At 57.8% G+C, this 21110-nt stretch carries 23 protein-coding genes and 3 pseudogenes; 11 read left to right on the forward strand and 15 right to left on the reverse strand.

Features of this window, described 5'->3' with window-relative positions; all coding sequences use genetic code 11:
- Window positions 1–287: 287 nt before the first annotated feature.
- The 4 genes from PY650_RS32095 (at window position 288) to minE (ending at window position 3122) form a co-directional block, all read left to right on the forward strand.
- Entirely contained in the window at window positions 288–992 is a 705-nt protein-coding gene (locus PY650_RS32095) for an EAL domain-containing protein (protein WP_285883955.1), read from the forward strand.
- A gap of 288 nt (window positions 993–1280) precedes the next feature.
- The gene (gene minC, locus PY650_RS32100; protein ID WP_285883957.1) at window positions 1281–2018 is read left to right on the forward strand and encodes a septum site-determining protein MinC; all 738 of its coding nucleotides are present in this window, start codon (window positions 1281–1283) and stop codon (window positions 2016–2018) included.
- Window positions 2019–2049: 31 nt separating this feature from the next.
- Window positions 2050–2865, forward strand: a complete 816-nt coding sequence (minD, locus tag PY650_RS32105; RefSeq protein WP_285883959.1) for a septum site-determining protein MinD — start codon at window positions 2050–2052, stop codon at window positions 2863–2865.
- Window positions 2862–3122 carry a cell division topological specificity factor MinE gene (gene minE, locus PY650_RS32110; RefSeq protein ID WP_285866881.1) on the forward strand — a complete coding sequence of 87 codons (261 nt, stop codon included), beginning with the start codon at window positions 2862–2864 and terminating at the stop codon, window positions 3120–3122. The genes minD and minE overlap by 4 nt, the downstream gene beginning before the upstream one ends.
- A 141-nt stretch (window positions 3123–3263) precedes the next feature.
- Here the strand turns inward: minE and PY650_RS32115 are convergent.
- Window positions 3264–4149, reverse strand: a pseudogene (locus PY650_RS32115) (AraC family transcriptional regulator).
- A gap of 508 nt (window positions 4150–4657) precedes the next feature.
- Here PY650_RS32115 and PY650_RS32125 point away from each other — a divergent pair.
- Entirely contained in the window at window positions 4658–5326 is a 669-nt protein-coding gene (locus tag PY650_RS32125; RefSeq protein WP_285883961.1) for a methyltransferase family protein, read from the forward strand.
- 192 nt (window positions 5327–5518) lie between these two features.
- On the forward strand, window positions 5519–7060 hold the full coding sequence (locus PY650_RS32130; RefSeq protein ID WP_285883963.1) for a hypothetical protein: 1542 nt from the start codon (window positions 5519–5521) through the stop codon (window positions 7058–7060).
- A 70-nt stretch (window positions 7061–7130) separates the two neighbouring features.
- Here the strand turns inward: PY650_RS32130 and copC are convergent, their stop codons facing one another.
- The 11 genes and pseudogenes from copC to PY650_RS32185 form a co-directional block, all read right to left on the reverse strand.
- Complete coding sequence (gene copC / locus PY650_RS32135; protein WP_285883965.1) at window positions 7131–7490, reverse strand: copper homeostasis periplasmic binding protein CopC; 360 nt, start codon at window positions 7488–7490, stop codon at window positions 7131–7133.
- A gap of 207 nt (window positions 7491–7697) precedes the next feature.
- A pseudogene (locus PY650_RS32140) lies at window positions 7698–7928 on the reverse strand (PepSY domain-containing protein); the annotation flags it as partial.
- Window positions 7929–8001: 73 nt separating this feature from the next.
- Window positions 8002–8139, reverse strand: coding sequence for a hypothetical protein (locus PY650_RS32145; RefSeq protein WP_285883967.1), 138 nt, complete (start codon window positions 8137–8139; stop codon window positions 8002–8004).
- Window positions 8140–8160: 21 nt separating this feature from the next.
- A complete protein-coding gene (locus tag PY650_RS32150) occupies window positions 8161–8532 on the reverse strand; it encodes a hypothetical protein (protein ID WP_285883999.1) in 372 nt (123 codons plus the stop codon).
- A 150-nt stretch (window positions 8533–8682) separates the two neighbouring features.
- Window positions 8683–9741, reverse strand: a complete 1059-nt coding sequence (locus PY650_RS32155; RefSeq protein ID WP_285883969.1) for an ABC transporter ATP-binding protein — start codon at window positions 9739–9741, stop codon at window positions 8683–8685.
- Between the two features lie 4 nt (window positions 9742–9745).
- Entirely contained in the window at window positions 9746–10576 is an 831-nt protein-coding gene (locus PY650_RS32160) for a carbohydrate ABC transporter permease (protein WP_285883971.1), read from the reverse strand.
- A 3-nt stretch (window positions 10577–10579) separates the two neighbouring features.
- Window positions 10580–11515, reverse strand: coding sequence for a carbohydrate ABC transporter permease (locus PY650_RS32165; RefSeq protein ID WP_285883973.1), 936 nt, complete (start codon window positions 11513–11515; stop codon window positions 10580–10582).
- A 90-nt stretch (window positions 11516–11605) separates the two neighbouring features.
- Window positions 11606–12865, reverse strand: coding sequence for an ABC transporter substrate-binding protein (locus tag PY650_RS32170; RefSeq protein ID WP_285884000.1), 1260 nt, complete (start codon window positions 12863–12865; stop codon window positions 11606–11608).
- A 46-nt stretch (window positions 12866–12911) separates the two neighbouring features.
- Window positions 12912–14078 (reverse strand): PLP-dependent transferase, encoded by a 1167-nt coding sequence (locus PY650_RS32175; RefSeq protein ID WP_285883975.1) that lies wholly within the window; start codon window positions 14076–14078, stop codon window positions 12912–12914.
- Entirely contained in the window at window positions 14075–14770 is a 696-nt protein-coding gene (locus tag PY650_RS32180; protein WP_285883977.1) for a FadR/GntR family transcriptional regulator, read from the reverse strand. The genes PY650_RS32175 and PY650_RS32180 overlap by 4 nt, the downstream gene beginning before the upstream one ends.
- A 264-nt stretch (window positions 14771–15034) precedes the next feature.
- Window positions 15035–15326, reverse strand: a pseudogene (locus tag PY650_RS32185) (multidrug ABC transporter ATP-binding protein); the annotation flags it as partial.
- A gap of 274 nt (window positions 15327–15600) precedes the next feature.
- Between PY650_RS32185 and PY650_RS32190 the strand changes: the two are divergent.
- A complete protein-coding gene (locus PY650_RS32190; RefSeq protein WP_285883979.1) occupies window positions 15601–15867 on the forward strand; it encodes a hypothetical protein in 267 nt (88 codons plus the stop codon).
- A 276-nt stretch (window positions 15868–16143) separates the two neighbouring features.
- Here PY650_RS32190 and PY650_RS32195 read toward each other — a convergent pair whose 3' ends face one another.
- Window positions 16144–16353 carry a hypothetical protein gene (locus PY650_RS32195; protein WP_285883981.1) on the reverse strand — a complete coding sequence of 70 codons (210 nt, stop codon included), beginning with the start codon at window positions 16351–16353 and terminating at the stop codon, window positions 16144–16146.
- Between the two features lie 126 nt (window positions 16354–16479).
- On the opposite strand from PY650_RS32195, the gene PY650_RS32200 reads away from it, so the two are divergent.
- The 3 genes from PY650_RS32200 to PY650_RS32210 all read left to right on the forward strand — a co-directional run bounded on the left by PY650_RS32200 (window position 16480) and on the right by PY650_RS32210 (window position 18269).
- Window positions 16480–17223: a LuxR family transcriptional regulator gene (locus tag PY650_RS32200; protein ID WP_285883982.1), complete on the forward strand. Its 744-nt coding sequence runs from the start codon at window positions 16480–16482 to the stop codon at window positions 17221–17223.
- A 79-nt stretch (window positions 17224–17302) separates the two neighbouring features.
- The gene (locus PY650_RS32205; protein ID WP_285883984.1) at window positions 17303–17968 is read left to right on the forward strand and encodes an acyl-homoserine-lactone synthase; all 666 of its coding nucleotides are present in this window, start codon (window positions 17303–17305) and stop codon (window positions 17966–17968) included.
- A gap of 37 nt (window positions 17969–18005) precedes the next feature.
- Window positions 18006–18269 carry a hypothetical protein gene (locus PY650_RS32210; protein WP_285883985.1) on the forward strand — a complete coding sequence of 88 codons (264 nt, stop codon included), beginning with the start codon at window positions 18006–18008 and terminating at the stop codon, window positions 18267–18269.
- Between the two features lie 453 nt (window positions 18270–18722).
- Here the strand turns inward: PY650_RS32210 and PY650_RS32215 are convergent, their stop codons facing one another.
- Window positions 18723–19691 carry a DUF1402 family protein gene (locus PY650_RS32215; RefSeq protein ID WP_285884001.1) on the reverse strand — a complete coding sequence of 323 codons (969 nt, stop codon included), beginning with the start codon at window positions 19689–19691 and terminating at the stop codon, window positions 18723–18725.
- Between the two features lie 284 nt (window positions 19692–19975).
- Between PY650_RS32215 and PY650_RS32220 the strand changes: the two genes are divergently transcribed.
- Window positions 19976–20605, forward strand: coding sequence for a ParB-like protein (locus PY650_RS32220; protein ID WP_285883987.1), 630 nt, complete (start codon window positions 19976–19978; stop codon window positions 20603–20605).
- Between the two features lie 23 nt (window positions 20606–20628).
- Here the strand turns inward: PY650_RS32220 and PY650_RS32225 are convergent, their stop codons facing one another.
- Window positions 20629–20847, reverse strand: a complete 219-nt coding sequence (locus tag PY650_RS32225) for a hypothetical protein (protein ID WP_285883988.1) — start codon at window positions 20845–20847, stop codon at window positions 20629–20631.
- Window positions 20848–21110: the final 263 nt, after the last annotated feature.

Consider the following 21110-nt stretch of genomic DNA (forward strand, 5'->3'; position numbering starts at 1 on the left):
CCGAATTGCGTAAGCTTTAGATGACGGATTGCTTCAGGCAAAGAAGCGGGCACTGCTTTCAATAGAAAAGCAGGGTTGCATAATATCTCGCAGTGATTGAGGATTTGACACAATTACCCCATTCGATGTACTTATAAGTTACTAACATACGAAATTCAATTGACCCGGCAGTGCCGTTCGGTTGTATCGTTTGCATTGCCGGAAAATTCGCATAAAGAGGTTTGGCGACCCCCGCCCACAGTCGAAAACAGTGACTGAGAACAGCATCACTGGAGGCGCTTCCCATTATGTCCAAGGCTGTTTCCGATCGCGGATTGAGTTTTGCCGCACAAAAGGTCAGCCAAATTGATGTTCCGGAGGAGGTGCTCTATTGGGAGTGCTTCGCGCGGATATCGGATGCTCGCGGCGTCGTTCACAGTGCGAGCACATTTGCACCTTATCTGGAATCTTCCCTCGCTTCCTTTGATCTTGATGCACGCATGCTGGACCTCGTTCTGTCGAGGCTGGCCAAGGATCAAGATCTTGTGCTCGGATGCAACATTTCGGCCGCCAATCTATCCGACCGAGACCACTGGAAGCAGATTCTCCGTCAAATCGAGCGCCGTTCAGAACTCGCTTCACGACTTATACTTGAAATCACGGAGACCTATCCACTGGTGAACGAGGGTGTCGAAAGGCTGGCGGCCGTTCGCGCGCTTGGTTGCCGCGTGGCCATCGACAACTTCGGAGCAGGTATGGCCACACCTGCCCGGCTGCTGACAGTCCCCGCTGATATAATCAAGATCGAACCTTCGCTGGTGCGCAATGTCCGGATCTCTGAAAAGGGACAGAACAGCCTGCACTATCTTGTCGGTTTCGCGTCCTGCGTCGCCCCGATCATCGTTGCGGAGGGCATCGAAACGGAAGAGCACCTGGATGCAGCCCGCGCTTCTGGCGCGACTCATGTCCAAGGTTTTCTATTCGGAAAACCGGCCGCGTTACCGAATCAATGATCTCAGTCGGAAGACGATTGCTCAGTCTCAAGCACCAGGCGGTCAGTTCGCCTCTTTCGGCGCTCCGATATCTGTGACTTCAACAATGAAAGCGGCGAGTTCTCCCGGCGGCTCCCATTTTTAAATGCCTTCCTTAACACTGACATGTCACCGAGCGTTTTCGCAAGTATATGATATTACACAATAAAAATATCATCAAGGCGATGCAGCGCTGGGTCCGATCTCGATCGCGTTAACTATTTATTAACCATAGCGGCGGTACACAAGGTCAACGAATTCTTCATATAGATGACCAAAGTGCTAACAGACGCTCGCTCGATCCGCATTAAAGGCCGTTCCTTCCTGGCGGTCATGCTTTCCCCGGATCTTCCCATCGAAGATTGGTTGATCAGGTTGGACGATCTCGCCGCGCGCTCGGCGGGTTTCTTTTTGGGACGGCCGGTCGTGCTCGACCTGACGGACCTATCGATTGACCGGTCACAGTTGAAGGACCTGATCGGAGAGCTTGCCCGACGCAATGTCAGCATCATGGGTATCGAGGGCGCGCGCCCTTCTATCCTGGGACCGGGCATGCCTCCCGCGCTCAAAGGCGGTCGGCCGGTTTCCGATATCGAGGTCCCCGTAAACGAGGTTCCAGTGAAGGACCCGGTCGTCGAGGTGCGCAGCAGGCCGGCGGCGATCGAGACACGAGCGCCACTGCAATCCATCGTCATTCGCGAGCCGGTACGCTCGGGTCAGTCGGTGATCTTCCCGGAAGGCGACGTAACCGTGATCGGATCGGTTGCTTCAGGCGCGGAGGTCATCGCCGGAGGGTCGGTTCATATCTATGGCAGTTTGCGCGGCCGAGCCATGGCCGGGTCGATCGGAAACGCCTCGGCACGCATCTTTTGCCGAAAGCTTGAGGCCGAACTGGTCGCAATCGACGGCATTTACAAAATGGCGGAAGACATGGCTCCCAATCTTCGCGGACAGGCTGTCCAGCTCTGGCTCGAAGGTGACGCGATCATGGCAGAGAAACTTATCTGAGCCGACAGCGGCCAGGACAGAGGAGAGCAAGATGGGGAAAGTCATCGTAGTCACGTCAGGCAAGGGCGGGGTTGGCAAGACGACTTCGACTGCCGCACTTGGGGCGGCCCTGGCGCAGAGAAATGATAAGGTCGTCGTCGTCGACTTTGACGTCGGGCTGCGCAATCTCGACCTTGTCATGGGCGCGGAACGAAGGGTCGTCTACGACCTGATCAACGTCATACATGGCGACGCCAAGCTCCCCCAGGCGCTGATCCGTGACAAGAGGTTGGAGACGCTGTTCTTGCTGCCGGCCTCGCAAACCCGGGACAAGGACAACCTGACGCCCGAGGGTGTCGAACGCGTCATAAACGACTTGAAGCAACATTTTGATTGGATCATCTGCGACAGCCCCGCAGGAATAGAACGCGGTGCTACCCTCGCCATGCGCCATGCGGACACGGCGGTGGTCGTCACCAATCCGGAAGTCTCGTCGGTGCGCGACTCAGACCGGATCATTGGCTTGCTGGATGCCAAGACCGCCAAGGCCGAGCGCGGCGAGCGAATTGAAAAGCACCTCCTCCTGACGCGTTACGACGCTACCCGCGCCGAGCGGGGTGATATGCTCAAGGTCGATGATGTGCTGGAGATCCTGTCCATTCCACTCCTCGGCATCATTCCGGAAAGCACGGATGTTCTACGCGCGTCCAATATCGGCGCCCCCGTCACGCTGGCCGATAGCCGCAGCGCGCCGGCGATGGCTTATTTCGATGCGGCTCGCCGGCTTACCGGAGAGGTTCTGCCGATCACGATTCCCGGCGAAAGACGGAATATTTTCGGCAAGATATTCGGACGGAGGGCGGCATGAACATTTTTCGTCTTTTCGGCAAACAAAGAACCGCACCGGCGGCTCGAGAACGCTTGCAAGTGCTTCTTGCCCACGAACGTTCGTCGGCGGGTTCGGACTTGGTATCGCTGCTGCGGGAGGAAATCCTTGGCGTGATAGCAAAGCACGTGCAGCTAGAGGGCGATAAGGTGCAAGTGAAAATGGATTGCAACGAGCACGTCTCGACCCTGGAAATCGACGTGGAAATCCCGCTGAACGCGGTTGTTCAGGCTGCGTGAAGGTTCGCTTTGGCGGTTGCCAAAGCAGCAGCTTCGCCCGAGCAGTTGAACTGGGCCGGGAACCCATAAAGACCGCGCTTGGGTCGATCGCGGCCTGTCCGCTTCTTGCCATCGATAGGACAGGCCGCCGTCGCAGGCGCACTATTTCAGCGGCAAAAACAGCTCGACCACCACTTCGTGTGCCGGCACCTGCGGAATGAGAGAAAGCTGCCGTCGGCAATAGATCGGGAAGTCGCGTGCTTCCTCGCCGCTGGGCCGGAAGCCAGTCCCGATAGAGGAAAAGTGCGGCGGGCTCGAGATTTTGGGTGTTGCCAGGGTAACGCAGCACCGCGCAGCGTCCGCCGGGGATCACGCCGGGCTTCATCTGCGCGTCGCCCGGCGCGATCGGCTGATCGGTCCCGATACACAGGTCCATGGCGTAGTCGGCCGGGACTGCGGGGGTCCGCTCGGAACGGAAGACCGTGAAGGTCGGGCTGGTCTCAGGAGATAGGCCGGCTGCCTTGCGCCAGGCACGGAACCTCTCGAAGGTGGCCTCGAGCGTCGCGCGGTCGCCCCGATGCTCCATGACCGCCACCGGCGTGGAGGGAACCTCGTGGATTATCACGTCGTCGTGGGTAAAGATAATCTGCATGAGCTTGCTCCTCACATTGTCGAGCGGACCGAAGGCCGATAGCCAGGGATCCCAATCGGGAAATTTCCGGAACGACGAAGGCGATTGCCCGAGCTGTCGCCGAAAGGCACGGGCGAAAGCATCCGGTGCATCGTAACCGGCGTCCATCGCTATGTCTGTGATGCTTTGGGCGCCATTAGAGGCCAGGCATCGGGAAGCGCGCTTCATGCGGGCGAGTTGAACATAGCGATAGACGGACAGCCCGAAGGTCGCCGTGAACTGCCGATGTAGATGATATTTCGAGTAGGCTGCGACGTTGCTCAGCATTTCCAGGTGCAGATCGTCGTCGAGATGCCGGTCTATGTGATCCAGCACCCGCTGCATCCGGGCATGATAGTTTTGAAGCGCTGCCTTCATCGTTTTGTCCTCCGTGGCAGCACCAACTAAATGCACGCAGACATGACGCGCTCGACCGATCTTGCGGTTTTGCCACGCTTCGCACAAACTTGCCAAGGATCGTTGCCGCGCCTCAGGGCACCAAACAAGGCGAGACACGTTGTCCGGACGCCCTTGCTGGGGTCGCAGGCGCTCTCCAATCATTCCGGCGCGCCCGTGATCCTCAAGCTGGAAAATCACCAGACGACTGGCAGCTTCAGGCTTCGGGGAGCGCTGACCACTCGACCAATGACATTCGGTACCGGGACTTACAAGCGCATATCCGGGAATTGGACCCTTTGAGGAATTGGTCTACGCTAAGGCAGTCGAACCCGACATCGCTACGGCATAGGGTTCGGATCGTATTCTGAGGGGAACAATATCAACGTGGAATAGATTTTATTGATTGGTCAAAACAGCACTGTCTTAGAAGCGCGCTTGCTTAGAGGCGCGTCTCCGGCTTTCCTGCCGGCGGTTTTTGGAGTGTGCCATGGCGATCTACTTGCTCCAACTCCTGGCTTGGTCGGTCTTCATCGCGGTCTTGATCCTCTGGCCGGCCGGTACGCTGGCTTTTCCGGGCGCCTGGGTGTTGATCGCCTTCTTCGTAATCGGCGGCTTAGCGATGATCCTTTGGTTGTCGAAACATAGTCCGCGGCTGCTGCGTGAACGTATGGCATCTCCGCTGCAACGTGATCAAAAGCCCTGGGATCGCGTCTGGTTGTCGTTTTTCGTTCTGGCCTTCTTGGGCTGGCTGTACTTCATGGGTTGGGACGCGGCCCGAACAGCCTTCCGAGCGGTGCCGCCATGGCTTCAGGCGCTTGGCGGCCTCGGCATGCTGGTCAACATGCTCGGCACCTGGTGGACGTTTCGCGAGAACGCCTTCGCAGCGCCGGTGGTGAAGATCCAGAAAGATCAGAAGGTGATCGATACCGGACCCTATGCCATTGTTCGCCATCCGATGTACGCAAGCGCGTTGTTTTTCCTTGTCGGCATGCCGCTATTGCTCGGTTCCTGGTTCGGCCTCGCATTCTCCGTGGTGTTCATTTTCGGTATCGCCTGGCGAGCGGTGCATGAGGAGCGCGCTTTAATTGCGGAGTTGAGCGGCTATCAAGATTATGCGGCCCGCGTGCGATATCGGCTGGTCCCATACGTATGGTAAATCGCATCCGCTCGCACAGCGCCAATCACTGTGACGGCACTTGCCGCCATGCCAAGCCTTAACGCAGAGTTTAGCAAGTTCGCGCTATAGTCGCGTCATAGCTCTTGGGCGTTGGTAGTTTTACATGATTTGTGGTGCATCGACGGCGACACGTCACCTGCTGGGTCGGGCGGCAACAGAGGGAGCCCGAACGTGAGTAGCGCAGCGCACACCGCCGCAGTGGGGTCGACGCCATCGTCGGCGCTTAGGATCGCGCTGATCCAGAGCGCCGTGATCTTCGTGGTGGCGGCGCTGTGGCAGCAGCGATGGGGAACCATCGTCGATACGAGCTGGCTCATCACGGAAGCTGAGAGGGTACTCAACGGAGAGCGGCTTTACGTCGATGTGATCGATAACAACCCGCCGTTTTCGCTCTGGCTCTACCTGCCCGCGATCATAGCGTCGAGATGGGCTGGTATTGCTCCGGAGATCGGCATTTATCTCTACACTTGCCTCGCCGTGATCGTGGGTCTGGGTTTGTCAGCCATGATCGTCCGGCGGGCGGGATTTGCCGAAAATCAGGCATTGCTTCGGCTGTTGCCTTTATTTGTCGCGCTCTTCATGATTTTTCCCGGCAACGCCTTTACCGAAAGAGATCATGTCGGCACCGTGCTGTTTCTGCCATTGCTGGCGCTGATGGCTTTGCGGGCCGACACCGCCCGTCGCGTCGCACCCGGTGCTGTCCTGATCGTCGGCGCCGGCCTGTGCGGCAGCATTCTTGTTCTCGTGAAAGCCTATTATGTGGTCGCGTATATTGTGCCCGCACTTTATGTGGCCTGGCGGCGGCGAAATCCTTGGTTACTCGCGGCGCCTGAGAATTGCATCATCGGCAGCATCTGCGTCGTCTATGTCGCGCTCATCTTCAAGCTCAATCCCGAATTTATGCGTGACCTGCTTCCGCAGGTGGTGGATGTCTATATGAAGATGGGCGACCCCGGCAGGGTGGCGCTAAGCTATGCACCTCTTTACCTGCCGATTGTCCTTCTGTTCTGGATGGTTGCACCCAAAGCACCGTTGACGCCCCTTTGCGCCGTGACGCTGCTCGCTTCACTCGCCGCCGTCGCGCCGTTGATCTACCAGGGCAAAGGCTGGGCCTACCATGCGTTTGCTGCGATCTCACTGGCCTTTGTTGCCGTGCTTTGCAAGATAGCGGCGTCTTCCGGTTGGCGTTACAGCCGTGAAACGCTGGGACGCGCTGCTCTTTGCGCAATTGTCGTCGCGTTTGCATGGCTGCCTTTCCTGCCAACCCAGAAGCCGGCCGAAGCTTTCGTCGCTGCAATTAGAGCGGCATCAAAGGGGGAGCCGACGCTCGGCGTCATCGGCAGCGACGTTGCTGCTGCCCATCCGCTCGCCAGGATCATCGGCGCCCGCTTCCCGTCCGCCAATAATAGCGACTGGTTCGGCGCTCTTGCGTTTGTCTTAGCCAAAGAGGCGGCAGAAAGGGGAGACGCGGCGGATGCCGCCCGCTACCAGAGGCGATCGGATGATTATCTGGACGCCAAATATGGCGAGTTTGCCAGCCATAATTACGACCTGATCGTCGTTCAGCGGGACGAGCCGCTTTGGACCGATCACGTGTTTGGTCAAGCGCGTTTTGCAGCGCTGCTTTCTCAATATCATCCCATTGCCAAGGATGAGCGGTTTACCGTCTATGGCCGCGGCGTTTCGGCTGACCAGAGTTCGAACGCCCGGTGAACGACCGGGAAGCTTTTCTGGTCAGCGAAGGGACTACGTGACCGGACAGGTCTCCCCGTATTGGCAGGGACTATGGGGCCACTGTGAAACTGTAGGTCCCACTGGTCTTGTGGCCGTCGGCGGAAAGGGCATGCCACTCCACCGTGTATTTGCCCGCCGTCAGCTTGTCGGTAATTGGCACCATCAGCGTGCTATCCCCGTTCATCAACATGCCTTGGCCGGTCTTAACGGCTGCCTTCTGAGGGCCGGCAACCTTCACGCCGCTGAACTTCAGGTTCAGTCCTTCGGTGAAGGTGAGGTCGAGTTCCGATGGCGCCTGTTTTACTGTGCTGTCTGCGGCCGGTACGGCCGATTTGAGCTGGGCGTGGGCGAATGCGTGGCCGGCAAATACAAGGCTGGCTGCGGTGGCAACAAAAAAGAGCTTCTTCATCTTGGTCTTCCTTCCGGGGCTGATGATACGCAGGTTCACTGCGGTCGGTTCGGCAACCGATAGCGGTCGCCAGATATCCCAGCCGTGACCAGGCCGGGAACTCGATGTGCGAAATGCCTTCGTCTGAAACTCTGCTTGTGAATTCATTCGCCTTGCTCGCGAGTATCAGGAGAAGAAGCGCCGGAGTGGCTGCACAAAGCGTACCACGATCTGCTGCGGCGTCAGCATCGATCCCGAGTCTAAGACGATATGGCGGTGGGGATAAAAGGTATCGGCGATCTGATCTCTAAACAGATAAAGCGATCCGGTGATCGCCAGATTGAGCATGAAGGGAATGACGAGCAAGCCGGCGAAGAAATGCCAGCGCCAGATCGCGCGGTAGAGCGAAATATTATGGGAGGTGGTGGTTATCGGCTCGGCAGCAGTGAAAGCAGACATAGAAATCCTCTGGAGATCGGCTGGCGGCCCGGAGTGACGTCTGCGGGGAGGAGCGGCCGTTCTGGTCGCGGCCTTATGCTGAAGCGCACGCGCTTTTGGGATCAGGAGCAAACCCGTTTTGCAGCGTGATGTTCAGCATGGAAGCAATCCGCCCGCAGCCGGCACGATAGCTCTCGTGCATGGTGTGGCCGCCGTTGATGACAAGCGTCACGGCATGCGCCGCAACGCAGGCTCAGGCAGGGATCTCAGGGAGGGGAGGCGCGCGAGGGCCGGTATTCGGTGGATAGAGCTGGCGATGGAAAGCTTCGGCTCTATGCGCGAGCACATCCTGGTTGGCTAAGACTAGACGCTCGCAGTTTTCGGTCGGCGGCGCGGGAAGCAGGATTGCGGCGGCGATCCGGCACGCCTCACATCCCGACACGTGAATATTGCCGTGTTCTTTGCCGTCGGGGCCCTTGTCGGTGACGCACAAGACCGGCTGGGTCCCACCCGGGAGCTGGTATTGGGCGAGCTCGATGGACGTGAGTTCAACGGCATTGGAAACGGGCGGCTGATGGGCGAAGCCGACGAAGGTCAGCGCCAGCGCGCATATGATGCGCACCATCCACTGCGTTGTCCCCGAAAGCTTTGCCACTGTTGTCCCCTCTTAGCAACCCTCTACGATGTTCGGGCCACAAGCTCAATGCGGCAATTTGCAGCCATTTTGAGATCGACGCTTTTTCGGTTGTGCCGCTCTTTCCGCTTTCGCGCGTGGCTATGATGCCCGTTTTCCCTCGCCGTCGAAGACATGCACATGTTGCGGCGGGAATATCACCTTCACGTTCGGTCCCGCCTTCAGCACCTCGCGATCGAGCGTGAAGACACTGAACGGCAAGCCGTGGAGTGAAAGATGCAGGATGATGCCGAAACCGGTCGGCTCGACAAGCTCCACGTCGGCGCTGATGCCGGAGTTGTCAGCCGATAGGACCACGTGCTCGGGCCGAATTCCGAGCGTCACCTTGGCGCCGGCCGGCAGATTTGGCGATGTCGCAAGCGAGACGATGGTTCCGTCCTTCAGCGTCAAGCCACCGGCCTCGTACCTCGCGTCCAGAAAATTCATGCCGGGCGAACCGATGAAGCCGGCCACGAAGAGATTGGCGGGGCGATCGTATAGCTCGAGCGGGCTGCCGACCTGCTGGACGACCCCGCCATGCATGGCAACAATCCGGTCCGCAAGTGTCATCGCCTCGATCTGGTCATGGGTCACGTAGATCGAGGTCGCCTTGAGATCGCCGTGCAGTTTCTTGATTTCAGCCCGCATCTGTTCGCGCAGGCGCGCGTCGAGGTTCGAAAGCGGTTCGTCGAAGAGGAAGGCCTTCGGTTGACGCACGATGGCACGGCCCATGGCGACACGCTGACGCTGGCCGCCGGAAAGCGCCTTTGGGCGGCGTTCGAGCAAAGGGTCCAGCCCGAGCTTCGATGCCGCGGCCGCGACGGCTTTGCCGATCTTGTCCTTTGCGATCTTCCGGAGCCTGAGGCTGTAGCTCATGTTGCCGGCGACGTTCATATGCGGATAGAGCGCATAGGACTGGAACACCATGGCGATGTCGCGGTCCTTCGGATGCAGCTCGTTGACGCGGCTGTCCGCTATGCGGATCTCGCCGCCGCTAATGTCTTCGAGACCGGCGATCATCCGGAGCAGCGTTGACTTGCCACAGCCGGAAGGGCCGACGAGGACGACGAATTCGCCATCCTTGATCCTGAGGTCGATGTCGTGCAGCACCTGCACATGGCCATAGGCTTTCTTGACGTTCTGGATATCGATCGATGCCATTTGACTAACCCTTGACCGCGCCGGCCGTCAGGCCCTGCACGAGATAACGCTGGATGAGCAGGAAAAAGAGGCCGGCCGGAATGAGCGCCATGACGCCTGCGGCCATCATCTGCCCGAAATCCACGGAGAATTTCGAAACGAAGGTGAGAAGCCCGACCGGGAATGTGGCGGCCTGGTTGCCATTGATGAGCATCAGCGCGAATAGCAGCTCGCTCCAGGCGGCCGTGAAGACGAAACCGAGCGTCGCGGCAATGCCGGGCAGGGTCAGCGGCAGAATGATCTGCCGGAACGCGGTGAACTGCGTCGCGCCGTCGATCATTGCCGCCTCTTCGAGGTCCCTCGGAATGCCGTCGAAGAAGGACTGCATCAGGAAGGTGGCAAAGGGCACGTTGAAGGCCGTGTAGACGATGACAAGGCCGGTCAGACTGTTCGTCAGATGCAACGGCGTCAGGATCTTGAAGATCGGCGCAACTAGCATGACCAGCGGAAACATCTGCGTCAGCAGCATTAAGGCCACGATCCAATATTTGGCCCGGAAGGTGAAGCGCGAGAGGGCGTAGCCGGAGAGCGATGCGCAGACGGTCACCGCGATCGCCGTCGATGCTGAAACGATCAGGCTGTTTTCAAAGAATGTCGGAAAGTCACTGTGTTGCAGCACGAAAGCGTAGTGCTCCCATGTGGTGCGCGACGGCCACATGCGCACGCCTTCCGTGTAGAGGAGGTCGTTCGGCGTGACCGAGACCTTCAGCAGCCAGAAGAGCGGGAAGAGCGCAAATACCACATAGCAAAGGATTGCCAGACGATGCGCAATGGTGGGGATGATGGATCGTCTCATGGTTCAATCCTTTGCCAGCAGTGTCTGCCGCAGCAGGATGATCAACATGGAATAGGCGAGCAGCAGCACGAGAAGCACCAGCGCGATCGCAGAGGCATAGCCGAAATCGAGCCGCTTGAAGGCCTGGGTGAAGATGTAGCTTGCGACGATCTGGGTACGGTCAGCCGGCCCACCGCCAGTCATGACGACGATAAGATCGGCGAAATTCGAGATCCAGACCGTGCGCAGCAGTACTGTGATGGCGATCGTCGGAGCCAGGAAGGGGAGCGTGATTGAGCGGAAGCGCTGGAACCAGCCCGCACCGTCGATGGAAGCGGCTTCATAGAGATCGCGCGGGATGGCCTGGAGCGCGGCAAGCAGCGTGATGGCGAAGAAGGGAATACCCCACCAGACATTGGCGACGATCGGTCCCCACATCGCATACTGCGGATCGGAAAGGATATTGCCGGGCTCCTTCATCAGGCCGAGAGCGAAGAGCCAGTGCGGGATCGGCCCGATCACGGGATTGAAAAGCCATGCCCAGTTCAAGCCTGCAAGGAAGGATGGAACAGCCCACGGCAGAAACACCAGTGCCTGGACGATTGCCCTGCCGAAAAACGGCTTGTCCAGCAACAGAGCAAGAAAAAGTCCGAAAATGAATTGCAAAACGACCGAGGCGCCGGTCCACCAGAGCGTGTTCTTCAGCGCCCAGTAAAAGGCGGCATCCTTTGAAAGATCGCGGAAATGCTCCAGGCCGATAAAGCCGCCGGAAAACGGGTTGAGCAGCTGGATATCTCGAAATGCGTAGGAAATGCCGATCACAAGCGGCACCAGCATGACGGCGATAATGAGGATGAGCGCAGGGGCGCTATAGAGGTAGGGCTCCGCGGCATCGGCAAGGCGCTTCAGCCACGGCCTGCGGTCGTGACGCCTGTCGAGCATGTCGGCGGTGATGGTCATCGGCCAAAGTTCCCGTTCGCGGCGTTCGGACGCCGTCTGTTTCATGGCGGAAAAACGGCGGCGGATTGCTCCGCCGCCGCAGCGACGAACTTATTTCTTGGCGAGGAATTTCTGCTGCGCCTTGGTCAGGTAATCGGCCCACTGGTCGGCCAGATCCTTCGCCGAGATATCGCCGAGCAGTGCCTGCTGCGACGTTTTGATGGCGAGCGAATCCTTGAAGAAGGCAAATTCCTCGAGATAGGTCGGCATGACGGTCGGAACAGTGTTCTTGTCGGCCAGTTCCTGGAACCAGCCCTTGAACTGATCGCCGGCGTAGAAGGGGTCCTTTTCGGCGGCCGTATAGGCCGGCAGTGCGCCGATCTTCTTGTTCCAGGTGAGGTTGCCTTCCGGCCCTTCGAGGGTTGCGATCAGCTTCCAGGAAAGATCCTTGTTCTGACTGCTGGAGAACATCGACCAGCCGCCGTAGCCGATGGTCGGGAAGGACTTGCCATCCGGGCCTTTCGGCAGCGGTGCGACGCCGAAGTCATCGCTTTTCATGCGCTCGGCGACCGCAATCAGGGCATCCGGATCCTGGTCGAGGAAGGCGCAGGTGCCGGAATAGAAGCCGGCAACGACTTCGTTGAAGCCCCAGTTGACGCTGTCCTTCGGCGCGTAGCCCTTCTTGTAGAGATCGACCATCCACTCGATGCCCTTGGCCCAGCCCGGGCTATTCATCGTCGACGTGCCGTCATCCTTGAAGTACTTGTTGTCGCCGGCCATGGAGGCCGCGAAGATCATCCAGCCGTTCAGGCCACCGGGGCCGCCACGCATGCAGTAGCCGTATTTGCCGGCCAGCTTGGAGACCGCCGCAGATGCCTTGACGAAATCGTCCATCGTCTTCGGCGGCTCGCTCACGCCGGCCTGTTGCAGGAGTTTCTTGTTGTAGAACATGGCACGCAGGTAGAAGCCGTAAGGCAACATATAAGCCGTGTTCTTGACGTCGCGACCAAGCTCCAGGGCGCGAGGCGTCAGTTCCTTCGTATGCTCCCACTTGGCGAGATAGGGCTCAAGGCTTTCCAGCATGCCGTTGTTGCCGTAGAGCGACAGCCAGGTGTCGGGCATTTCCATCACGTCCGGAATATCGCCGGCCGATACCATGGTCGCGAACTTCTGGAAGGCTTCGTTCCAGGGCAAGGAAATGATGTCGACCTTCGTGCCGGGGTTGGCTGCCTCGAACTTAGCGACGATCGACTTGAGTGTCTCGGTGCGTTCCGGGCTGGTGATGACTTCGACGAGTTTCAGCGTGGTATCGGCGAATGCCGTGCCGGCCATCATCGTGGCGAAAAGTGTTGCCGTGATCAGTGTTTTCATTTTCATGCTCAGTTCCCCTTTTTAAGTGTTCCTCTTAGGTTTGGTCTTATGAGGCGGCGGCGATCGCTTCCTCGATATCTCTCCACAATGCCTCGGTTCCTTCGAGACCAACGTGGAGACGTACGGACCGCGCGTTGATACCAAAGGTATGCGCGGAATTCGGCTGTGCCTTCTGCTGAAGCACGACCTCGCCCGGTACGATCAGGCTTTCGTGCCCACCCCAGCTCACACCCAGTTTGAAGAGCTTGAGGTGATCGGCGAAGGCGCGGATATCGACGCCTTCACGGAAGATGAATGAAAAGAGGCCCGAGGTGCCGTTGAGGCCGGCGGGCAGTCGGTTGGCAAGACCCGGATGACAGACCTGTTCGACGACATCGAGATCCTGCAGCCGTTTGGCGATCGTCATCGCGGCCGTCTCATGCGCCCTCATGCGGATTGGCAGAGTGCGAAGGCCACGGATCAACAACCAGGCATCGAAAGGCGAAAGCTTGCCGCCGAGATAAGGGTATGCCTCGGCCTTTACCCGCGCAATCATCTGTTTCGAGCCGGCGACAATACCGGCGACGACATCGCTATGGCCGCCAAGATATTTGGAGGCCGAGTGGATGACGAGATCGACGCCGAGCGTCAACGGCCGCTGGAAATAGGGGCTGGCCCAGCTGTTATCGATCATCGAAACGACGCCATGCTGCTTGGCGAGCGCGGCGAGCGCGCCGACATCGTGGGCTTCCATCACCCAGCTTGTCGGGCTTTCCATATAGAAGACCTTGGCGCCGGGAAGCGCCTTGGCAACGGCTTCCTCGTCGCGGCCATCCACATAGGTCACCTCGACTTTCATGCGCTTCAAGATCGTGCCGAAGAGGCGGAAGGCGTCCGGGTAGATATGCTTGACCGCCACGATCCGATCACCCGGCTCGACGAAGCTCAAGACGGCAGACGAAATCGCAGCCATGCCGCTCGCAAAACCAAGTGCATCCTCTGCACCTTCGAGCTTAGCCAGCATTTCCTCGAACATCCGCACGGTCGGATTTAGACCGCGCGTATAGATCGGCCGCACCTTCTCACCGCGATAGGAAGCGATCATGTCGTCGTAATCGGCAAAGGTGAAAAGCGATGTCTGGAAAATCGGCGGCACCACCGCCTCGGCGAAATTGCCGTCGTCATGGGCCGTGATGAGAGAAGCAAGTTCGAACGGCTCTAGCCCGTCAGTCATTTGGACATTTCCTTGATGTCTTCCTCGACGACGTCGAGAATTTTCAATGTTTCGGCGCGCGCCGCCTCGGGATCCTGGGCGACGATCGCGTTGAATAGCGTGCGGTGAAAGGGGAAGGAGCGGCGGGCAAAGTCCTGCCGGTCGAAGGGGTGGGTCCAGAAGCGCTCGAAGGTACCCCGTATCTGCTCGAGAAGCTGCTTGAACAACGGATTGTGCGTCGCATCGTAGACGGCAAGGTGAAATGCGAGATCTTCCGGACCAGAGGTGCCCTTTGCGATATGGACGCGCTCCATCTCGTCGAGCTTCTCCTCGATGATCGCAATATCCTTGCTCGTGCGCTTTTTGGCGGCGACCATTCCGGCTTCGCATTCGATGCCGCGACGAACCTCAAGGGTCTGTAGCAGCGCATCGCGCAGATGCGCCGTGTCGAGCGACAACGGCATATGGATGGTCGCCTTGGAAACCGGCTTCAGCAGATAGGTGCCGCTGCCCTTGCGCGTTTCCATCACACCCAATGCCTGGAAATGCGTGATCACTTCCCGGACCGTCGAGCGCCCCACGGAGAGGGCAGCCCCCAACTCACGCTCGGTCGGCAGCCGGTCACCGGCCTGGAGCTTGGAGGACTCGATGAAATCGGACAGCGCGTCGATAACTTGCCGCGTCCGATCGATCGACGGGAGAGGGGTGAGCATTGTCTTTGCCATGTCATAAATTGGTCTGACATCTGCCATCAGGTCAATCGTTTTTTGTCGTTCATCAGCACTTTTTCTCGAGGCCGCTCTGATGCTGGCCGCTGCGCTGGGCCCACCCCGACTGTGCAGATGGCGCGGCGACGAAATGGATATGGGGGCTGCCAAATGAAATCGGCGGGTTCAGAGGGAACCCACCGCTGGATAGGCTACAGTTGATGCTTCAACGACTATGGCGAGGCTCAATCGTGACAATGGGGGTCTTCATCACGAGAACGCTCCGAACTGAGCGTTGTGTAGCCGTGAATAGCGGCCGCCGCTGGTCAGCAATTCAGCATGCGTGCCGTGCTCGACGATGCCGTTCGATCCCATGACAATGATGCGATCCGCATTGCGGATGGTCGCCAGCCGATGCGCCACCACCAGGGTCGTACGCCCCTTCGAGAGGTCTGCCAGCGCCTGTTGGATGTTCGGTTGACGTGTCGAGCGCGGACGTTGCCTCGTCGAGGATGAGGATCGGCGGGTTCTTGAGGAAAATGCGTGCGATGGACAGGCGCTTCACGCCACATCCGCCATATTGCGGATTGTTGTGCAAAGCCGCCTCAATTTTTTGTGACGGGTTTGTGCCACGAAGCAGCGGCGGCGACCTACCTATGTTTGCCGCCACCGTGTCCTTTTCCAGAAGCGGCGCTAGACCGACTGCCTGCGATGCTTGCGTCGGCGGGTAGGGAATTGTCCTCTATAAGGGGGTTGGCTTGGTATCCCTGCACATCTGCCTTCTTTAGGCCAACGTCACCTTCGCCATCGACGCAATTATAGGATGTGGAGACGCCGTGCCGAATGAGGGTGTCGCTACCGGCGCGATTGTGAACGAAGACCATGTCGTGTCCGACGAGACGCGCAGTCTTCTTGGAGAGTTGTTCCTTTTTCATTTGGAAGAAGGTGCCGCCCACTTCGATGATTTGCTTCTGCCACAACACCCGGACATGCGGATTTCCATTGCATTCCTGAAAGGCGTGCGCAGTGTCGCATGCGAAGCCAGCAACAAGAAACAAAGTCGCTACGAGGCGCATCTTCGATCCCTCCGCATGTTTTACTAGGAAGACAATGAATTGTGCTTTATGTTTATTACATAATAAAGCCGCAGAGCGGTAAAGTACTCCACGGTGATTAGTCCGAAGGGACGGCGTGAGGTTCGTTAAAGTGGGCGAGGCGTTGTGTTTCAGTCGCCCGTTTAAGCGCGTGAGCGACTGCGGAAAACTTCACCATAGCCGATGAAGCCCGATGCCATCTCCTGAGTGTGTCCCAGAGAGTTCCGCGTGGTTGATGGAAGTCGCTGCCAAATTGCGCAGATGATAGTCGCGTACCCGCGGCTTTCATCGCAAAAAAGGGGGGATTGTGTCGATGTCCTCGGAGGACAGAGCACGATAAACCCGAATCCAGAACAGCGCTTCGTTTGTCCTTTGGCTTCGTTCCGCGATCAGTGCCCGTATCAACGCTTCCGAGCCGGCCATATCGTGCCAGCTCGTTTTTAGTCCATTGGCGGCTTGGCCCACCGCCTGCTCGGCTTCATCCGATTGGCCCATATCGCTCTCCTAAGCGAAAGATAGCGGACCGTGTTTGCGGACGTCATTCCCCTCATATGTGGGGAGATGCTCTTGTTTGTCGAACCAATCTCGCGGTAAGATCATGAGGTAGCTGGGTGATGCATCATGCGGGGAACTTCGGACAGCCCAAAATTCGAGCACGCCTTCAATGAGATCAAAGCGGCGTCCAATGTCGACGGCGCCATTCGATCTCTGCAGGCGGTATATGACGTCGATTACGTGACTTACCATCTCGCACAGACCATCATGGATAGGATCGACGCGCCGTTCGTTCGCACCACCTATCCCGATGCCTGGGTCTCCCGATATCTTCTCCATGGCTATGTCAAGATTGACCCCGTTGTCAGGGAAGGCTTTCTCCGGCAACTTCCGTTCGACTGGAGCGAGGTGGAGCCGACGCCAGAGGCCTATGCGCTGTTGGTAGATGCGCAGAAACATGGTCTCGGCGGCAATGGCTATTCCATTCCCGTAGCCGACAAGGCCAGGCGCAGGTCGTTGCTTTCGATCAACTCCGATTTGCCGATCGATCGGTGGCAAGACTTGGTTGCAAATTGCCGAATGGAATGGACAGAACTGGCACATCTCATCCATGGCAAAGCCATGCTGGAGCTCTATGGCGAGCATGATCCGGTGCCGTCCTTGAGCCCGAGGGAGATCGAGTGCCTACATTGGACAGCACTTGGCAAGGACTACAAGGACATCGCGCTCATTCTCGACATCTCCGAGCACACGACACGCGATTATCTGAAGACGGCCCGCTTCAAACTGGGGTGCGCAACCCTTTCGGCAGCCACAACCAAAGCTGTCCAGCTCCGCATCATCACTCCCCTGACCTATCCCCTCAAATGAGGGGCTCCATTTGAGGGAATTCCCGACCGCGGTTTTCCGGCTCATTCTAGCCTTGCGACAAAAAATGTTGGAGGCGAAAATGTTCATAGTTATCCAAGCTCATGAATATCATAAGTATGCGAATATCCTCGATCAGATGTTCCGCCTTCGGAAGACAATCTTTGCCGACACGCTCGGCTGGGACGTAACTGTCGTGGGACCTTATGAACGCGACAGCTACGATGCTCTCGGCCCTGCCTACCTTGTTTGGTGCGATGAGCGCCGAATGCGATTTTACGGCGGGGTACGGCTCATGCCGACGACTGGGCCGACGCTTCTCTATGATGTCTTCCGAGACACGTTTCCAGCCGCAACCGACCTGGTTGCTCCGGGAATATGGGAAGGCACGCGCATGTGTATCGACGAAGCTGCCATCGCGCGCGATTTCCCCGACGTCGATGCGGGCCGGGCGTTCAGCCTGTTGCTGCTCGCACTTTGCGAATGCGCACTCGACCATGGCATCCACACCATGATTTCCAACTACGAACCCTATCTCAAGCGTGTGTACAAGCGCGCTGGTGCTGAAGTCGAGGAACTTGGTCGCTGCGACGGATATGGGAGATTTCCCGTCTGCTGTGGCGCATTCGAGGTCTCGCACCGAGTTCTCCGGAACATGCGGCTGATGCTTAACGTGTCGGCTCCGCTTTACGCCCGCCCCAAACCCGAACGATCTGTCGCGACCCGCCTGTTGGAGCTCGCGGCATGAAAAACCCGATCCTCGTCTCTGGAAATAGGAGGCGCGCATGCCCCAAGACGATACGCTGAGAGCGCGTGAATTTGCCCGAATGTTCCGGCTGATTTTCGCAGCAAAAGAAAGAGCCGAAGCGCTACAGCTTCGTAACCTTGTCCACTTGACGAACATGGCGCTGCTGCAGGTGGCACTGGACTGGGAAGGCCTGGATCCAGACCGTGACCCCGATATCGACCTCGGAGGGCTTGTTCGTGAGAAAGAGCGGATCGCGATGCAAAACGGCCGAGAGAACCTGCTGGTTCTCCGTCACAGCTAGAGTTTCTGACGCGGGCGTCTGGGCATAAATGTCGTTGGGTCGGCGCTCTCGCCGACTGGTCTCGGTCCGCCATTCACGTGGAAGCGCCAAACTTAGCGAAAATGCAAAAAAAACATTGTTGGTCCGACCAATGTCATCGCGAAGATGAACAGAGATATGCCAAGCTTCAATGCACGCATGCGGCGGGATTTCACGCCATCCCAGTCGTAGCCCATCACTATATCCCCCTTCTCTATATTTGCGCCGAACTATGTGGCGCATTAGGATTATCTTTTATGAGGGATGTGCGAAGCTTGCCGTTCTGCGGCGCATCTTCCTTATTGTGCGTTTTTCATGTCGAAACGTCCCGTTGACATACTGGCGGCGACAGAAGCAACGACCTGGATGATTTCAGCGGCAATGTTGCGGCTATTTATACATTATGCGCTTGGAGTTCGGCTATCCTTTGGGCGTTTACCGTTGCTCGAGCAATTCGCGCAGCTCCGGCAGCCGCGCATTGATCAGCCAGCCGTAATAATTCTCCTCGGGTAGTTTTTTGCCGCCGGAGGCATCTGCTGCCTGCCTCGAGGCGAGCGCGCGACGTCGCGGTTGGCCGAGATTATAGAGCGTGGCGGTCAGGCCGGGATTGTCGCTGATGTCAAAACCCTGGGCACGATACGCGTCTATGGCATCCCTGATGATGGCGGCTATATAGATGACACTTCGTTCCGGATCCATGATGTCGCGATAGATCGCCTGCGGATCGTCGGACGATAATTTCGGCAGGCCGCTGGTAGCATGGACCAGATCGGTGACCTCGAGTGCCGTCAGCGGGCTGATCTGGCCGAGGCCAAATGTCTGTCCCGCATAGAAGGGCTGGAAGAAAGCCCGCTGGAACGTCATGTTGTCGTAGGCGACGCCGTCGATCACCTTGCCGCGAAAATTCCGGTCCCACGTTTCGTCGCGGCATTCCCAGAGTTCGGCGCTTCCGGCGAAAGCGTCACAATGGGCAAATTCCGGCTTTTTCTCGAAGGATTCGACACTCACATCCTTGTAGCTGAACTTGAAATCGGCCTGCGAATAGGTAAGCGCCTTGACGTAATAGGATTTCACCCGATTGACGATCGTAATGTTGTAGGTGTGTTCGCCGACCAGGGCGCCAATGATGTGGATAGGATCGATCTGATAGGCTTGCGCGGCCTTCCTGATCGAAGCCATCAGGTCCTTGTCTTCGCGAAGCACCGAGACGATCTTCTGATATTTTTCCTCATAGGTCGTGTTGAATGCCTTAGCCCGCAAGGCCGATGTGTTGGGTATCGGAGGCTGAACGCTATTGCGGTTGCCGGGGGGCACATGCACGAGCTCATACCCGAAACAGGCGCTTGTCAAAGCAAGCACAACAAGGAGACTAAGTGCGGTGGTTCTCGGCAGGCTTGTACGCATTCGCAAAATGACTTTCAAAAACGTTCCTCCGCCGGGGACGATCTTGATACCTGATCAGCTTGCGAAGACAAGGGCGGGCGCTGCTTGCGCTCCGCCAATCACAATAAACTTTCTTCAAAGCAGCTTGAGGCTGCAAAGGCGCATTGGTCCATACCAGACAATTGCGCATGAGGACTCCGTCAAGCATTTATAGCATAACGCTAAATTGATGGCGCTCGGGCGAGGTTGCTGAACGCGTCCGTTGTGTTAATCTATTGAGACATCCCTGTGCGGAGGGTCTCGAAATGGCTATGGTGCGCGAACCGATCCTGCATCCTGTTCCGATCGAGGAACTTAGGCCTACCCAGATAACCGTCGGCATGCGCGAGGTTAAGGCCAAGCGAAAGGCGTGGCGAACGACAGCGGACGCCAAAGGCGAAAAAGCCGGCAACTTTCTAGGAAATCACATGATGCCAGCGGTTCGCGGGCCACGCGGCCGATTTTATGTGATCGACCATCATCACCTGTCTTTGGCGCTCTATGAGGAAGGCGTGAAGGATGTTCTGGTGACGACCGTGGCCGACCTTTCAAAGCTTGATGGCGATTCCTTCTGGTTCGTAATGGATTGCCATGACTGGATGCATCCCTTCGATGAGGAAGGGAAACGACGCGGCTACGAAGACATTCCAAAGAGCATCAAGGATCTGGTCGACGATCCGTTCCGTTCGCTGGCGGGTGAATTGCGGCGTATCGGCGGCTACGCCAAGGATACAACACCGTTCAGCGAATTTCTCTGGGCGGATTTCCTGCGTCGCCGCTTAAAGCGCAAAGATCTCGATCGGGATTTCGATGCTGCGCTGGAAAAATCGTTCGAGCTTGCCAAGAGCAAGGACGCTGATTACCTGCCAGGCTGGTGTGGCCCGGTTGCCGAATAATGCTGCGGACCGGGCACGCATAATTAGGCGCGGTGAAAGACCTCGTCCGTCAGAAGCAGAAGGAAATTCTCGTCGTCCAACTTGTTGGCGACCTGGCCGTCTTCCGTCATGTAGTCGAAGACGGGGCCTGCGGGCCGATCCGCGAAGGCGAACTTAGGCCATTTCAGTTGTTCGATAATGACGATACGGCGCCCGGCGTCATTTTCGCACGCTATTCTTCGCGTCTCCTCGAAATAAGTCATGGCGACACCTCAGCATAGTTCAGAGCCAAAGCTTAGGTCGCGCAAATTGCGAGTCAAGTGTTATCGCGCGGCTTGGAAGCGGGAAATTGGATCGGCGGCCTCGATGAAAACCAGCGAGCTTTTCGAAAATCCGTCGCGAGCTACTGCCGTCGACCGGGTAGGTAAGATGACGTATAGAAGTTGTCATAAAAATATGCAATATATCAACCGTCGGACGTGCCCGCGCCCGACAGCTGGACTATCATTTGCCCTATCCATCACCG

Origin of the sequence: Martinezella calliandrae, from assembly GCF_030272695.1 — a bacterium.
GTDB lineage: Bacteria > Pseudomonadota > Alphaproteobacteria > Rhizobiales > Rhizobiaceae > Rhizobium > Rhizobium calliandrae.